The 14,592-nt window shown below is 69.4% G+C and carries 13 protein-coding genes and 1 tRNA gene; 10 read left to right on the top strand and 4 right to left on the bottom strand.

The window, feature by feature from the left end:
• Positions 1 to 32 precede the first annotated feature (32 nt).
• A complete protein-coding gene (gene ku, locus ABTZ94_RS21615; RefSeq protein ID WP_351202680.1) occupies positions 33 to 1,100 on the top strand; it encodes a non-homologous end joining protein Ku in 1,068 nt (355 codons plus the stop codon).
• 445 nt (positions 1,101 to 1,545) lie between these two features.
• Here the strand turns inward: ku and ABTZ94_RS21610 are convergent, their stop codons facing one another.
• The gene (locus ABTZ94_RS21610) at positions 1,546 to 1,737 is read right to left on the bottom strand and encodes a superinfection immunity protein (RefSeq protein WP_351202679.1); all 192 of its coding nucleotides are present in this window, start codon (positions 1,735 to 1,737) and stop codon (positions 1,546 to 1,548) included.
• A gap of 206 nt (positions 1,738 to 1,943) precedes the next feature.
• Between ABTZ94_RS21610 and ABTZ94_RS21605 the strand changes: the two genes are divergently transcribed.
• Positions 1,944 to 2,321 (top strand): hypothetical protein, encoded by a 378-nt coding sequence (locus ABTZ94_RS21605; RefSeq protein WP_351202678.1) that lies wholly within the window; start codon positions 1,944 to 1,946, stop codon positions 2,319 to 2,321.
• Positions 2,322 to 2,767: 446 nt separating this feature from the next.
• Here ABTZ94_RS21605 and ABTZ94_RS21600 read toward each other — a convergent pair whose 3' ends face one another.
• The gene (locus ABTZ94_RS21600) at positions 2,768 to 3,223 is read right to left on the bottom strand and encodes a MarR family winged helix-turn-helix transcriptional regulator (RefSeq protein WP_351202677.1); all 456 of its coding nucleotides are present in this window, start codon (positions 3,221 to 3,223) and stop codon (positions 2,768 to 2,770) included.
• Between the two features lie 215 nt (positions 3,224 to 3,438).
• On the opposite strand from ABTZ94_RS21600, the gene ABTZ94_RS21595 reads away from it, so the two are divergent.
• On the top strand, positions 3,439 to 4,071 hold the full coding sequence (locus ABTZ94_RS21595; RefSeq protein WP_351202676.1) for a hypothetical protein: 633 nt from the start codon (positions 3,439 to 3,441) through the stop codon (positions 4,069 to 4,071).
• A gap of 100 nt (positions 4,072 to 4,171) precedes the next feature.
• Here ABTZ94_RS21595 and ABTZ94_RS21590 read toward each other — a convergent pair whose 3' ends face one another.
• Together ABTZ94_RS21590 and ABTZ94_RS21585 are read right to left on the bottom strand one after the other, a co-directional pair.
• Positions 4,172 to 4,855 carry a hypothetical protein gene (locus ABTZ94_RS21590; RefSeq protein WP_351202675.1) on the bottom strand — a complete coding sequence of 228 codons (684 nt, stop codon included), beginning with the start codon at positions 4,853 to 4,855 and terminating at the stop codon, positions 4,172 to 4,174.
• A gap of 221 nt (positions 4,856 to 5,076) precedes the next feature.
• Positions 5,077 to 5,148, bottom strand: a tRNA-Arg gene (locus tag ABTZ94_RS21585).
• 218 nt (positions 5,149 to 5,366) lie between these two features.
• Here ABTZ94_RS21585 and ABTZ94_RS21580 point away from each other — a divergent pair.
• The 7 genes from ABTZ94_RS21580 (at position 5,367) to rho (ending at position 14,544) form a co-directional block, all read left to right on the top strand.
• Entirely contained in the window at positions 5,367 to 5,801 is a 435-nt protein-coding gene (locus ABTZ94_RS21580; RefSeq protein WP_351202674.1) for a response regulator, read from the top strand.
• A 55-nt stretch (positions 5,802 to 5,856) separates the two neighbouring features.
• Complete coding sequence (nrtL, locus tag ABTZ94_RS21575) at positions 5,857 to 6,852, top strand: ArgS-related anticodon-binding protein NrtL (RefSeq protein WP_351202673.1); 996 nt, start codon at positions 5,857 to 5,859, stop codon at positions 6,850 to 6,852.
• 26 nt (positions 6,853 to 6,878) lie between these two features.
• On the top strand, positions 6,879 to 8,270 hold the full coding sequence (gene lysA, locus ABTZ94_RS21570) for a diaminopimelate decarboxylase (protein ID WP_351202672.1): 1,392 nt from the start codon (positions 6,879 to 6,881) through the stop codon (positions 8,268 to 8,270).
• A 95-nt stretch (positions 8,271 to 8,365) separates the two neighbouring features.
• A complete protein-coding gene (locus tag ABTZ94_RS21565; protein WP_351202671.1) occupies positions 8,366 to 9,721 on the top strand; it encodes a homoserine dehydrogenase in 1,356 nt (451 codons plus the stop codon).
• Between the two features lie 6 nt (positions 9,722 to 9,727).
• Complete coding sequence (gene thrC, locus ABTZ94_RS21560) at positions 9,728 to 10,798, top strand: threonine synthase (protein WP_351202670.1); 1,071 nt, start codon at positions 9,728 to 9,730, stop codon at positions 10,796 to 10,798.
• Between the two features lie 418 nt (positions 10,799 to 11,216).
• Positions 11,217 to 12,134: a homoserine kinase gene (thrB, locus tag ABTZ94_RS21555; protein ID WP_351202669.1), complete on the top strand. Its 918-nt coding sequence runs from the start codon at positions 11,217 to 11,219 to the stop codon at positions 12,132 to 12,134.
• 385 nt (positions 12,135 to 12,519) lie between these two features.
• Positions 12,520 to 14,544, top strand: a complete 2,025-nt coding sequence (rho, locus tag ABTZ94_RS21550; protein ID WP_351202668.1) for a transcription termination factor Rho — start codon at positions 12,520 to 12,522, stop codon at positions 14,542 to 14,544.
• Positions 14,545 to 14,592 lie beyond the last annotated feature (48 nt).

Genomic DNA, 14,592 nt, shown 5'->3' with positions numbered 1-14,592 from the left:
ATAGGTATCTATACGGACACAAGGGGTAAACAGTGCGGTCCATTTGGAACGGCGCCATCTCCTTCGGGCTGGTCAGCATCCCGATCAAGCTGGTCAACGCCACCGAGAACCATTCGGTCTCCTTCCGCCAGATCCACCTTGCCGACGGCGGCCGGATCCGCTACCGGAAGGTCTGCGAGATCGACGAGCAGGAGGTCACCGCCGCCGACATCGGCAAGGCGTACGAGGACGCCGACGGCTCGGTGATCCCGATCACCGACGAGGACCTCGGCTCCCTCCCGCTCCCCACCGCCAAGACGATCGAGATCGTCGCCTTCGTGCCGGCCGCCTCGATCGATCCGCTCCAGATGGACGCGGCGTACTACCTCTGCGCCAACGGGGTCCCGGCGGCCAAGCCGTACACCCTGCTGCGTGAGGCGCTGAAGCGGAGCCAGAAGGTCGCCGTGGCGAAATACGCGCTGCGCGGCCGCGAACGGCTCGGCATGCTGCGGGTGGTCGACGATGTGATCGCCATGCACGGTCTGCTCTGGCCGGACGAGATCCGCAGCCCCGAGGGCGTCGCCCCGGAGACCGAGGTCACGGTCCGCGACGCCGAACTCGACCTGGCCGACGCGCTGATGGCCACCCTCGGCGAGGTCGACATGGACTCGCTCCACGACGACTACCGGGAGGCGGTCGAGGAACTCATCGCGGCGAAGGCACAGGGCCGGACCCTGGAGCCGGCGGACGCGGACGCCTCGGGCGGCGGCAAGGTCATCGACCTGATCGCAGCGCTGGAGAACAGCGTCCGGGCCGCGAAGGAGGCCCGTGGTGAGGAGCCGGAGGCCGAGGAGAAAACGGCAGACGCCCCCGTAGCCAAGGTCACTTCGCTCACCGGCCGCAAGAAGTCGGGCGGAACCGGGGCGAAGAAGAAGGCCACGGCGTCCACCAAGAAGACGGCCGCGAAGAAGTCGACGCCGAGCAGGGCACCCGCCAAGAAGACCGCCGCGCGGTCGACGGCGAAGTCGTCCGCCAAGACGACGGCGAAGAAGACCACCGCGAAGTCGGACACGAAGCCGACGGCGAAGAAGGCCGCTCCTCGCAAGCGCGCCTCGGCCTGAGGCACGGCTGGACGCCGCGCAGAGCACGCAGCCCGGCCGCACGGGCACGACGAGATGCGGACGGCCCCCGCATGGGCGACCCACGCACGGCGGACGGCCGCCCCGGAGCGTCGGCCCCGGGGCGGCCGTCGACGTGTACCGACTGTCGGCGTGTACGGACTGTCGGCGTGTGCCGACCCCTGCGTCAGGGCCAACGGTACGAGTTCGCGTAACCGGCCGCCGGAGTCCCGACACCCGTCACGTCGTCGTACCCCTTGACCGCCTTGAGCGAGGCGTCCTCACCGAGGCTGCGTACCGACGCCAGTACGCCGTCCGCCGCGTCGACGCCGTTGGCGGGACCGGCATGACTGCTTTCGCCACGGAGTCGGCGCGAAGCGACACGGTTGTTGACACCACCAGTCGGCTGAGCCGCCGAGGCGCCCCATCCGGCTCGCGAGCCCGGACGTCACGCCGCAGCGGACACCCTGGGCTTGCGCAGAGCCGGATAGAGGGCCGGAACCCAGCCCGGAAGAGTCGCGCCGAATACAACGTTGATGACGAGGACCAACCACCGGTCCCTGCTGATCCGGTTGAAGGCGATCAGCGACGGCAGAAGGTATGACGCCGCGCCGATCACACCGGCGATCACGGTCAACACCGCGTCGATGAGGGTCCTTTGCTCGAGGACTCGGGGCCGGTAACCGCATATCGCTGAGGCGCCCCGCAGCCGCGTCCCGTGTGCGGGCACAGGCTCGGCCCCCTCGTCCTTCCCTGGTCCGAACCCGGACCAGGGAAGGACGAGGCGCGAAGGCGCGAATGACCGACCGACCACAGGTCACACGGTTCCGCGCCTATGCTCGCTGGATGGAGCAGAGCGAAGTAGTGAAGCGTGTGGTGGGAATCCTCACGGAGGCGGGCGAGATCCGCCGGCTCCTCGAAGAGAACGTCGACCGTGACAACGTGGAAACCGATTCGAGCGTGGTGACCGCGCTCCTGAATGAGACGATGCCCCGGATCACGATTCCCGAGGACGCCTCGATCGAAGAGGTCGCGGTCCTCGTCGGACGAGAGGTCGGCGGAGCGGTGGAGCAGCTGGTCGGCGCGTTCACGCTGGCCTTCGCGATGCTGGCCCAGGTGCACGACTCCGGGCAGACGGACGTGTCCTCCGCCGACGTGCTGCAGGACCTGGCGTTGCGGGCAGAGCAGATCGGCTCGGGCGGCTCGGAGGACGGGGACCCGTAGACCCCGCAGTCCGGGGCCGGCGGTCGCTCGTCCGCCTGCCCGCCCGGGCCCCCGCCTCGAACGCGCGTGGCCGAAGCCCCGCACGGCCGCGCATGGCAGCAGGCTCTTCCTCCCCGGCGCTGCGGCAGCGGACCGCGTGGAGCACGCCGGTGCCCGTACGACGGAGGCGTGGACAAGAGGCTGCTCCCGGTGCGGGCAGCCCATTGCCGAAGGGGCGGGCAGAGGCGGTCCGGGACTCGCCGCCGTACTGCCCGAGGAGCCCAGGCACCTACCGTCCGCCGGATGCGGGACGCCCCCGCCTGCCCGGCCGCACGGGCGGGCAGAGTCTCACTCCGGGGAGCTGACGAACCGTCGCCGGCCGGGGTGGGAGTGGGACACACGGCGGTGCGGTTCCTGCGCCACCGCAGACGGCACCGAGGCCCGGCCGGGATCCACCCGGCAGGCCGTCATCCGCGCGGCCACTGACGCCCGTCGACGCTCTCGATATCGCGGTTGAAGCGGCTGAGATGGGCGGCGAAATCGGCAACTTCCTCCGGCGTCCAGTCGGCCATCACCTTCCGCAGGCCGTCGACGTTCCTGGTCCGGTCGGCCTCCAGGCGGCGCTCGCCCGCGTGTGTGATGGCGAACTTGCGCGCGATTCCGCCTTCGGGGTCGGGCACGCGCTCGACCACCCCGGCACGCAGCATGGCGGCCGTCTGCCGGTTGAGGGTCGAGGCGTCGAGGCCGAAGGCCGCGCTGAGCTCGCCGATGGTCATCGGCCCCTCGGTCCGGATGCGGCTCAGCAGGAGATAGGCGCTGCGGTCGAGCCGACCGTCGCCCCCTCGTGCACGGGGCGTCAGCAGGTGTATGTACCGTCCGAGCAGCATGGTCTCGAATTCGATCAGATCAACGGGCTTGTCCATGCGATTTCCTTCGGCTCCCGGGCGGCCTCCCGTTCCGCGAAGCCGCCTTACGGCAGGTATACCATGTGTCATGTGCATCATGCATCTGACATGCATGATGCACATAATGTGTATCACGCATCGTTGCCCCCGGTGCCGGGCGCCGTTGGTGTCGGTTCGCACTGGAGCACACGGTGGTATTTGGCCGCTTTCGTGGCCTGTCAGTGGAATGCCGTATGAGCGAAACCATGCTGATCGTCGAGTACGACGAGCAGTACCAGGAGCTCCACGCGATCAAGGCCCAGCTGCTGGCGGTTCAGAAGCGGCTTCTCGCCCTCGGCGCGGGCGAAGCCGCCTATGCGCCCGGCGATACCGTTCTTGCCGAGCCGGCGTCCTTCGCGGAGATACTCGACCGGATCGAGGGCATGCCCCACGTGTACTTCACCGGCTCTCGCAAGGTCACCCTGGAGCTGGACGCCCAGGCGCACGGATCCTCGTGGGTCCGCATGGCCTGGGACGCTCTGCTGGCACTCCGGGACTATGCCGGTGCCGCCGTGGGCGGAGGTGCCTCCCGGGACTTCAAGCAGTGGTGCGAGGACGTGCCCGACGGCCTGCACGCGATCTCACCCAGGAAGATCGTCCGGGACGAGTCGAAGGCCGTGAAGACCAAGGCCGGCTGGCGTAAGGAGCGCACCTTTCCTGTGCCGACCCACGTGGATCCCACCCGCAAGGTCTTCATGGGCGCGCACGTTCGGGTCGGAGGTGGCAACACCGTGGCCCCGCGGCTGCACTACTACGACGACCGCTGTGCCGACCACGGAATCTTCATCGGGTACCTCGGCCCGCACCTCACGAACACGCTCACCTGAGGTGCGCGACGGGGGTGGCCTCGATCAAGCGCCACCCCACGCCTCCAGCAGCTCCGCATCCTGTACGCCGCATCCAGGGGTCTCGTCGTTGCTGAATGTCTCAGCTCATCGGACAGCCGATCTCCGCGATGTCCTCCGCGAGGTCGGCAAGGGTGATCTCCGAGTTCAGTGCGCTGACCACTCCTTCGGTCAGGGGACGGCGAGAAAAGACGTGGCGAACGGCCTCCAGGTCGACTGAGACCTCGTAGTAGTCCTCGGCCCACTGCTGAAACGCTTCCGGTGAGCGATCCACCAACAGTTGGAAGAGGTAACCGGCGCCGTCCGGGTCCTCCGTTGCCTCGTCGGGAAAGTTGATCGTCCCAGCTTTCCAGCCATCTTCGCCCGTCTCTCGCCACATGCACGCAGTGATGAGAGGCATCCCATCCTCGTCCGAGAACGTCGGCTCCTCAACGCACGGCCGGAAGACGTCAGGAACCTCATCGAGCACTCCGGGCCATGGTCCGTCCCCTGCATAGGGGCTCATGGGTGATTCGTGATCGAATCCCCGGACGTAGGCGCCGACGGGGGAGAAAGTGATCGAGTACTCGTCGCCCGATCCATTCCGCATCGAGGCCATCGACTCCGTCTCGGACCAGTGGTCGTCGAAGGAGTGGTAGTGGTCCGCCCACTCAGGGCTCAGGACTGCCTCCAGGATGGCCAGAGACCGGCAGTGCTCACGGAGGACGGCTATCTCGGGCAACTGCCGAGCAACATCATGAACGGTCACCCGCTCATCCAAGCGCACACCTCTGACACGTCAGGCCCGCCTGTCGGGTGGCTGTCTCATCAGAGACGGCAGCCGCGGGGAGCGTGGCTCACCTGCGGCATTGCCCCAAGATCCCGTCCACGCCTCGTCCACAGACCCCGACATACGGCCGCTCCGGGCGGCACATGCCTGCACTAACGCGAAGACCCCGCATTCAGCGTTTCCGCTGATCACGGGGTCTTTAGGTACCTCATAAAGGGTGCCCTCGGCAGGATTCGAACCTGCGCACACGGCTCCGGAGGCCGATGCTCTATCCCCTGAGCTACGAGGGCGTATCGCTGTGTTGCTCGGCGACGGGTGAAACACTACCAGCTTCGGCGGGGTGTCCGTGAACAGGTATTTCCGGGCTGTCGGAGGTGGCGGCAGGGGTCCCGGCGAGGGGGCGTGTGGTGCGGTTGGGACGCATCCGGCCACCGCGCGGACCACTCGTCCGGGGGCGGAAATAGGCAAAACCCGGACGCAGCCCCTACGCCCCGCCTACTCTCGGAGTGTGTCAGGGGCATGTGGCCGCGTGCTTGTTGTCGACGACAACGAGGTCATCCGGCAGTTGATCAGGGTCAATCTCGAGCTTGAGGGCTTCGAGGTCGTGACCGCGGCCGATGGTGTCGAGTGTCTGGATCTGGTGCATCGGGTCTGCCCCGATGTGATCACGCTCGATGTCGTCATGCCCCGGCTGGACGGTCTGCAGACCGCCACCAGATTGCGCTCCGATCCGCGAACCAGACATCTGCCCGTGGCGATCATCAGTGCCTGCACGCCTTACGGGGTGGACAACGGGGGCGCCGCAGGCGTCGACGCGTTCCTGGCGAAGCCCTTCGAGCCGAGCGAGCTGGTGCGGCTCGTACGGCAGTTGATGGACAGGGGGGACCCGCCGTCGCTCGACGGCAGACATGGTGCCGGGAGGGCGGAGAGCGCCGCAGGGTGACCGCATGGCGAAACCGGGTCGCGGGGCGCCCCCCTTCCTCCCATACGCTTGTCCTGTGACCCCCGCCGATCTCTCCAGGACCGTGCTGCACGCCGTGCGCCGCGCGGTCGACGAGGACGCCTTGCGCGCACCCGTGCCCACGCGCGTGCGGGTGGAGCGGACACGGCCCGGCGGGCGTGGTGACTACGCCTGCGCCGTCGCCCTCCAGCTGGCCCGGCCCGCTGCGCTGCCGGCCAGGGAAGTGGCCGAGATTCTTCGGGAGCGGGTGCAGGGCGCGCCGGGGATCGGTGGTGTCGAGGTCACCGGGCCCGGTTTCTTGAACTTCACCCTGGGCGGTGACGACGGCCTGGCCGCCCTTGTCAGGGCCGTCGACGCTCGCGGTACGGAGTACGGGCACGGGGATGCCCTCGTCGGCGTATCCGCCTCGTTCGTCCCCGTCGACGAGCTGCGCGCCCGTGTCGTCACCGAGACCGTCGAGCGGCTGCTCCGGACTCAGGGGGCGGAAGTCGGGGCACGGGCGGCCGACGGAGAGGCGCTGCATGTGGTGCCCGTGCCTGCCGCGGACCGTGATCTCTTCGCGCGGCTCGGGAGCGACGGCGCACGCTGGGCACTGCTGCGGGCCGCCCCGCACGACCGGGCCCGGTGCACAGGGAGCGACGAGCTTCTCGTGCAGCGGGAGAGCAATCCGCTGTTCCGGGTGCGGTACGCGTACGCCCGGACCCGTGCCCTGAGCCGGAACGCCGAGCAGCTCGGGTATTACAGCGGGTACGAGGAGAGCGTGGACGCTCCCGTGCTCGGTGCACTCCTCGCCGACCATCCCGGTGTGCTCGCCGCCGCCGCCCGCCACCGTGAGCCCGACCGGCTCGCCCGGCAGCTGGAAACGGTCGCGCAGGCATTCTTCGACTTCCACGACGGCGCCGCCCCGCTCCCCGTCGGTGACGAGAAACCCTCGGCCGCCCACCGTTCCCGGCTCGCCCTCGCCGAAGCCGCCGGGACGGTGCTGGCGGGCGGCCTGTCCCTGCTCGGCATCAGCGCACCCGAAGTCCTCTGAGAGACCCGAGAGAGCAGAGCAGCACGATGAGCCGATCCGCACACCCCGCCGGGCCCCGCCACGCCGATGTCATGACGGAGGCGCACTACACGGCCCCGCCCGCCGATCTCAACGTCCTGGACGAGAAGGTCTGGGCCCGTACCGTCGCCCGCGACGAGGCAGGTGCGGTCACCGTCGGCGGCATCGAAGTGACGCGGCTGGCCGAGGAGTTCGGCACCCCCGCCTACTTCCTCGACGAGAGCGACTTCCGGGCCCGCTGCCGGGCCTGGGCCGACGCCTTCGGGCCGGACGCCGATGTGTTCTACGCCGGGAAGGCGTTCCTGTCGCGGGCGATCGTGCGCTGGCTCAAGGAAGAGGGGCTCAACCTCGACGTCTGCTCCGGGGGAGAGCTGACCTGCGCACTGGACGCCGGGATGCCCGCCGAGCGCATCGCCTTCCACGGCAACAACAAGACCGTCGCGGAGATCGAGCGGGCGGTCACCGTCGGCGTCGGGCGGATCGTGCTCGACTCCTTCCAGGAGATCGCCCGGGTCGCGCACATCGCGCAGGGGCTCGGCAAGCGGCAGCGCGTACAGATCCGGGTCACCGTCGGTGTCGAGGCGCACACCCACGAGTTCATCGCCACCGCGCACGAGGACCAGAAGTTCGGGATCGCGCTGGCCGGGGGACAGGCCGCAGAGGCGGTGCGCCGGGCGCTCGCCCTCGACGGGCTCGAACTCATCGGCATCCACTCGCACATCGGCTCTCAGATCTTCGACATGGCCGGCTTCGAGGTCTCCGCCCGGCGCGTGGTGCAGCTGCTCGCCGAGGTGCGCGACGAGCACGGCATCGAGCTGCCCGAGATCGACCTGGGCGGCGGGCTGGGCATCGCCTACACATCCGAGGACGACCCGCGCGAGCCGCACGAGATCGCCAAGGCGCTCGGCGACATCGTCACCCGGGAGTGCGAGGCGGCCGGGCTCGCCACCCCGCGGATCTCCGTCGAGCCGGGACGCGCCATCGTCGGCCCCACCGCGTTCACGCTCTACGAGGTCGGCACCATCAAGCCCTTGGAGGGGCTGCGTACGTACGTCAGTGTCGACGGCGGCATGTCGGACAACATCCGCACCGCGCTGTACGACGCCGAGTACAGCATCGCGCTCGTCTCGCGCACCTCCGACGCCGATCCGATGCTCGTGCGTGTCGTCGGCAAGCACTGCGAGAGCGGCGACATCGTGGTCAAGGACGCGTTCCTGCCGTCCGACCTGGCGCCCGGCGATCTGATCGCCGTGCCCGCCACCGGCGCGTACTGCCGCTCCATGGCGAGCAACTACAACCATGCCCTGCGTCCGCCCGTCGTCGCTGTGTGCGACGGGGAGGCGCGAGTGATCGTCAGGCGCGAGACGGAGGAAGATCTCCTGCGTCTCGATGTCGGTTGATGAAATAGATGTCTCAGGATCCGGACGAGTGACAGAAACTCCCGTCCGGTGAGTGAGACTGGTCCACACGTCAGATGTAAAGGAAACGAGGTCGGATGATGCGTACGCGTCCGCTGAAGGTGGCGCTGCTGGGCTGTGGAGTGGTCGGCTCAGAGGTGGCGCGCATCATGACGACGCATGCCGACGACCTCGCCGCTCGCATCGGCGCGCCGGTCGAGCTCGCCGGTGTCGCCGTGCGCCGGCCCTCCAAGGTGCGCGAGGGTATCGACCCCGCACTGATCACCACTGATGCGACAGCCCTGGTCAAACGGGGCGACATCGACGTCGTCATCGAGGTCATCGGCGGCATCGAGCCCGCCCGTACCCTCATCACCACTGCCTTCGAGCACGGCGCGAGCGTCGTCTCCGCCAACAAGGCGCTGCTTGCCGAGGACGGCGCCGCTCTGCATGCCGCCGCCGAGCAGTACGGCCGGGACCTCTATTACGAGGCAGCCGTGGCCGGCGCCATCCCGCTCGTACGGCCGCTGCGCGAATCCCTCGCCGGTGACAAGGTCAACCGGGTCCTCGGCATCGTGAACGGCACCACCAACTTCATCCTCGACCGGATGGACACGAGCGGAGCCGGATACTCCGAGGCGCTCGACGAGGCCACCGCCCTCGGATACGCCGAGGCCGACCCGACCGCCGACGTGGAGGGCTTCGACGCCGCCGCCAAGGCCGCGATCCTCGCCGGTATCGCCTTCCACACCCGGGTCAGGATCGGCGATGTGCACCGCGAGGGCATCACCGAGGTCACCGCCGCCGACATCGCCTCCGCCCGCCGCATGGGCTGCACCGTCAAACTCCTCGCCATCTGTGAGCGCGCCGCCGACGGGCAGTCCGTCACCGCGCGCGTGCACCCCGCGATGATTCCGCTGAGCCACCCGCTGGCCTCCGTCCGCGAGGCGTACAACGCGGTCTTCGTCGAGGCCGAGGCGGCCGGACAGCTCATGTTCTACGGCCCCGGCGCCGGCGGCTCGCCGACCGCCTCCGCGGTCCTCGGCGACCTCGTCGCGGTCTGCCGCAACAAACTCAACGAGGCCACCGGCCCCGGCGAGTCCGCCTACACGCGCCTGCCGGTCAGCCCCACGGGCGAGGTCGTCACGCGGTACCACATCAGCCTCGATGTGGCCGACAAGCCTGGCGTACTCGCTCAGGTGGCAACGGTCTTCGCCGAACAGGGCGTATCGATTGATACCGTCCGTCAGCAAGGTAGGAATTCAGGCAGCGGCGACGAAGTCGCCATCGAGCAGGGTGGCGGCGGGCGACGGGCGGGCGCAGGCGGCGAGGCCTCCCTCGTCGTCGTCACCCACCGCGCGCTCGACGCCGCCCTCTCGGCGACCGTCGAAGCGCTGCGCAAGCTCGACACCGTGCGCGGTGTCGCCAGCATCATGCGTGTTGAAGGGGAGTAAGGACCCATGACCAGCAAGGGCACCCACCAGTGGCGCGGCATCATCGAGGAGTACCGGGACCGCCTTCCGGTCACGAGCACGACACCGGTCGTCACGCTTCGTGAGGGCGGTACGCCGCTCGTCCCCGCTCAGGTCCTCTCCGAGCGCACGGGGTGCGAGGTACACCTCAAGGTCGAGGGCGCCAACCCCACCGGGTCCTTCAAGGACCGCGGTATGACGATGGCGATCACCCGGGCCAAGGAGGAGGGCGCACGGGCCGTCATCTGCGCCTCCACCGGCAATACCTCCGCCTCCGCCGCCGCGTACGCGGTGCGGGCCGGCATGGTCTGTGCCGTCCTCGTACCGCAGGGCAAGATCGCGCTCGGCAAGATGGGCCAGGCGCTCGTGCACGGCGCCAAGATCCTTCAGGTCGACGGCAATTTCGACGACTGTCTGACACTCGCCCGCTCGCTCTCGGACAACTACCCGGTGGCGCTGGTCAATTCGGTCAACCCGGCCCGGATCGAGGGCCAGAAGACCGCCGCGTTCGAGATCGTCGACGCGCTCGGCGACGCCCCGGACATCCATGTCCTCCCGGTCGGCAACGCGGGCAACATCACCGCGTACTGGAAGGGGTACAAGGAGTACGCGGGCGACGGCATGTCCACGCACACTCCGCGCATGTGGGGCTTCCAGGCCTCCGGCTCCGCGCCCATCGTCCGCGGTGAGATCGTCAAGGACCCGACGACCATCGCCACCGCGATCCGGATCGGCAACCCGGCCTCTTGGCAGTACGCGCTGGACGCCCGGGACGAATCGGGCGGTTTCATCGATGAGGTGACGGACCGCCAGATTCTCGCCGCCTACCGGCTGTTGGCCTCCCAGGAGGGCGTCTTCGTCGAGCCCGCGTCGGCCGCGTCCGTCGCCGGTCTGCTGAAGGCCGCCGAAGAGGGCAAGGTCGACCCGGGTCAGAAGATCGTCTGCACGGTCACCGGCAACGGGCTCAAGGACCCCGACTGGGCCGTCGCGGGCGCTCCGCAGCCGGTCACGGTCCCGGTCGACGCGGCCACCGCCGCCGAGAAGCTGGGCCTCGCGTAACGACCTCGGCCACGACTGGCGGCGGGGGCGCAGGCCCCAGGCGCTGCGACGCCGCTGCCAGTCGTGGGAACCGGGCTTGCCCGTCGGGTGAGAACCCCGCTCACCTGTCGACGGGAGCCCGGCGCACCGCCGGCGGGAACCCGGTCACCTGTCGACCGAGCTCAACCGCCCCTTTTCGGGGCGGAGAGCGCATAGGAGGCGGGCGACACGCATCGTGCGCCTCCTGTGCGCCCTATGTCGCCACAGAACTTTCCTTCGATAAGCTGTACTCAACCCGCACCGCCGCATCTGCCGCGGTGCATGGGCCGTTGTGGCCGTCGGTTCCCCGGAATTCCACTCCCCGCCGCCACGGCCTTCCGTCAGCATCGAGAAAACGCTTCACCACCCCCGCTGTCTCACAAGGAGAGTCGTCTAAGCGATGGCCGGTCCCGCCTTCCGAGCCGCCGCCGTCCGGGTGCGCGTCCCTGCGACCAGCGCCAACCTGGGCCCAGGTTTCGACGCCTTCGGCCTGTCGCTGGGGCTGTACGACGACGTCGTCGTCCGCGTGGCCGACTCCGGACTGCACATCGACATCGCGGGTGAGGGCGCGGACACGCTGCCCCGCGACGAGAGCCACCTCCTCGTACGCTCCCTGCGCACGGCCTTCGACCTGCTCGGCGGACAGCCCCGCGGCCTGGAGATCGTCTGCGCCAACCGCATCCCGCACGGGCGCGGCCTCGGCTCCTCCTCCGCCGCCATCTGTGCCGGCATCGTCGCCGCCCGCGCCGTGACGACCGGCGGTGACGCCCGGCTCGACGACGCCGCGCTGCTGGAACTCGCCACCGAGATCGAGGGCCACCCCGACAATGTCGCGGCCTGCCTGCTCGGCGGTTTCACACTTGCCTGGATGGACGGCGGATCGGCCCGCGCGATCAGGATGGATCCCGCAGATTCCATCGTTCCGGTGGTTTTCGTCCCCAGCAAGCCGGTCCTGACCGAGACCGCCCGCGGACTCCTGCCGCGCACGGTCCCGCATGTTGACGCCGCCTTCAACGCCGGGCGTTCCGCGCTCCTCGTCGAGGCCCTGACCAGGCGCCCCGAGCTGCTGCTCACCGCCACCGAGGACCGGCTGCACCAGGAGTACCGCGCCCCGGCGATGCCGCAGAGCGTGGAACTCGTGAACCGACTGCGCGCCGACGGCGTCCCCGCAGTCATCTCCGGTGCCGGGCCGACGGTGCTCGCATTGGCCGAGGACGGTGCGGCCGACAAGGTCGCACGGCTGGCGGGCGAGGGATGGGCGGCCAATCGGCTCACTCTCGACGCCCCGGGTGCGAGTGTGCTGCCGCTCGCCCCGTAGCCGAGAAGTGATTGCCGGTGAGTGAGAGGGGGAATGTTTGTTGGAGCCGGTAGTGTTAACCTCAAGTCTGCAACCGACGTCTATGTGGCGCGTTGCTTCGTGTCCCTTTCCGGGACCACCAATTCTTCCGGGAGCCTCCCCAACTGCCTGAGCAGCCTGCCTGAGCAGTTTCGTGCACGCTCCGGAACCGGCACGACACCCCTCGCTTGTCCAGGAGTGGGCCGAGCAGGGGGATGCTCGCGCCGGAACCTTGCACACCTTCATCTCTCCGCCGTACCCGGCGGTCCACCGCCCCGGCACGGTCCGCAAGAAAAAGACCGAAGTCGGACAGCACAACCGGTCGCCGAGCCAGAAGGCCGACGTCCGCTCCAGGGAAGGACCCTTCGTGAGCGACACCACCGATCTGATGGGCGTGACTGCCGACAAGACCGTCGACAGCGTCGCGCCCGCCGAAGGTGCTGCCACTGGCACCACCGCACGGCGCCGCCGCTCCGGCACCGGCCTTGACGGCATGGTCCTGGCCGAGCTGCAGCAGGTCGCGTCCGGCCTCGGTATCAAGGGCACTGCGCGGATGCGCAAGGGCCAGCTGATCGAGGTCATCAAGGAGGCGCAGGCCGGTAGCTCCGCCGCGCCCAAGGCCGCCGCGCCCGCCGCGGATGCCGCGACCAAGCCGAAGCGCCGCGCCACCTCCAAGGCGCGCACCGGGGACGAGTCCGCTGCCGCCGCGCCCGCCGAGAAGGCCGCCGCGCAGCAGCAGATCGACATCCCCGGCCAGCCGGCCAGCGACGACCAGCCCACCGGCGAGCGTCGTCGGCGCCGTGCGACCGCTCAGGCGGGCAGCCCGGAGAGCAAGGCGGAGAGCAAGCCGACCGCCGAGGCCAAGGCGGAGACGCAGGCCGAGCCGAAGAGCGACGACCGCACCGACGCCAAGGCCGAAGCCGCCGCCGACACGGCCGAGGGCCGCCGGGGCGACCGCCAGGAGCGCGGCCAGCGCGGCGACCGTCAGGAGCGCGGCGAGCGCGGCGAGCGCGGGGAGCGCCGCGACCGTCAGCGCGACCGCCGCGGCAAGGGCGACGAGCAGGGCGGCGGCCAGGGCCAGCAGGGCGGCCAGCGCCAGCAGCGCCAGGGCCAGCAGGGCAGTGGCCCGCAGGACGACGGTTACGACGACGAGGCAGGCGGCCGTCGCGGTCGTCGCGGCCGCTACCGCGACCGCCGTGGCCGCCGTGGCCGCGAGGACTTCGCCAGCGAGGTTCCGGTCTCCGACGACGACGTCCTGATCCCGGTCGCGGGCATCCTGGACATCCTCGACAACTACGCGTTCATCCGGACCTCCGGCTACCTGCCGGGCCCGAACGACGTGTACGTCTCGCTCGCCCAGGTCCGCAAGAACGGCCTGCGCAAGGGTGACCACGTCACCGGTGCGGTGCGCCAGCCCAAGGACGGCGAGCGTCGCGAGAAGTTCAACGCGCTGGTCCGCCTCGACTCGGTCAACGGAATGGCGCCCGAAAGCGGCCGCGGCCGCCCGGAGTTCCAGAAGCTGACCCCGCTCTACCCGCAGGACCGGCTCCGCCTGGAGACCGACTCCAACGTCCTGACGACGCGGATCATCGACCTGGTCGCACCGATCGGCAAGGGCCAGCGAGGCCTGATCGTGGCCCCGCCGAAGACCGGCAAGACCATGATCCTGCAGGCGATCGCCAACGCGATCACGGTCAACAGCCCCGAGTGCCACCTGATGGTCGTCCTCGTCGACGAGCGTCCGGAAGAGGTCACCGACATGCAGCGGTCGGTGAAGGGCGAGGTCATCTCCTCGACCTTCGACCGTCCCGCCGAGGACCACACCACCGTCGCCGAGCTGGCCATCGAGCGTGCCAAGCGTCTTGTCGAGCTGGGTCACGACGTGGTCGTCCTGCTGGACTCCATCACCCGCCTCGGCCGTGCGTACAACCTCGCGGCCCCCGCCTCCGGCCGCATCCTGTCCGGTGGTGTCGACTCGACCGCGCTGTACCCGCCGAAGCGCTTCTTCGGTGCCGCGCGCAACATCGAGGACGGCGGTTCGCTGACCATCCTGGCCACCGCGCTCGTCGAGACCGGCTCGCGCATGGACGAGGTGATCTTCGAGGAGTTCAAGGGCACCGGCAACATGGAGCTCAAGCTCGACCGGAAGCTCTCGGACAAGCGGATCTTCCCGGCGGTGGACGTCGACGCGTCCAGCACCCGTAAGGAAGAAATCCTGCTCGGCAGTGACGAGTTGGCCATTGTCTGGAAGCTGCGCCGGGTGCTGCACGCGCTCGACCAGCAGCAGGCGATCGAGCTCCTCCTGGACCGGATGAAGAAGACCCAGTCCAACGCGGAGTTCCTGCTCCAGATCCAGAAGACGACGCCGGCTCCGGGCAACGGCAACGACTGACGTCGTACCCGGATCGGCTGAATCACAGGGCCGCCCTCGTCACTCCGG

This window comes from Streptomyces sp. NPDC002785, from assembly GCF_040295565.1.
In the GTDB taxonomy this organism is placed as follows: Bacteria; Actinomycetota; Actinomycetes; order Streptomycetales; family Streptomycetaceae; genus Streptomyces.
The sequence above is the reverse complement of the archived record's forward strand: the minus strand, read 5'-3'. Positions and strand labels throughout refer to the sequence as shown.

Bases quoted from the DNA above. Each gene is read 5' to 3' on its own strand.
- lysA (WP_351202672.1), top strand. From the start codon at position 6,879: ATGAGCCGATCCGCACACCCCGCCGGGCCCCGCCACGCCGATGTCATG.
- thrC (WP_351202670.1), top strand. From the start codon at position 9,728: ATGACCAGCAAGGGCACCCACCAGTGGCGCGGCATCATCGAGGAGTAC.
- ABTZ94_RS21565 (WP_351202671.1), top strand. From the start codon at position 8,366: ATGATGCGTACGCGTCCGCTGAAGGTGGCGCTGCTGGGCTGTGGAGTG.
- ABTZ94_RS21605 (WP_351202678.1), top strand. From the start codon at position 1,944: ATGGAGCAGAGCGAAGTAGTGAAGCGTGTGGTGGGAATCCTCACGGAG.
- thrB (WP_351202669.1), top strand. From the start codon at position 11,217: ATGGCCGGTCCCGCCTTCCGAGCCGCCGCCGTCCGGGTGCGCGTCCCT.
- ABTZ94_RS21600 (WP_351202677.1), bottom strand. From the start codon at position 3,223: ATGGACAAGCCCGTTGATCTGATCGAATTCGAGACCATGCTGCTCGGA.
- ABTZ94_RS21595 (WP_351202676.1), top strand. From the start codon at position 3,439: ATGAGCGAAACCATGCTGATCGTCGAGTACGACGAGCAGTACCAGGAG.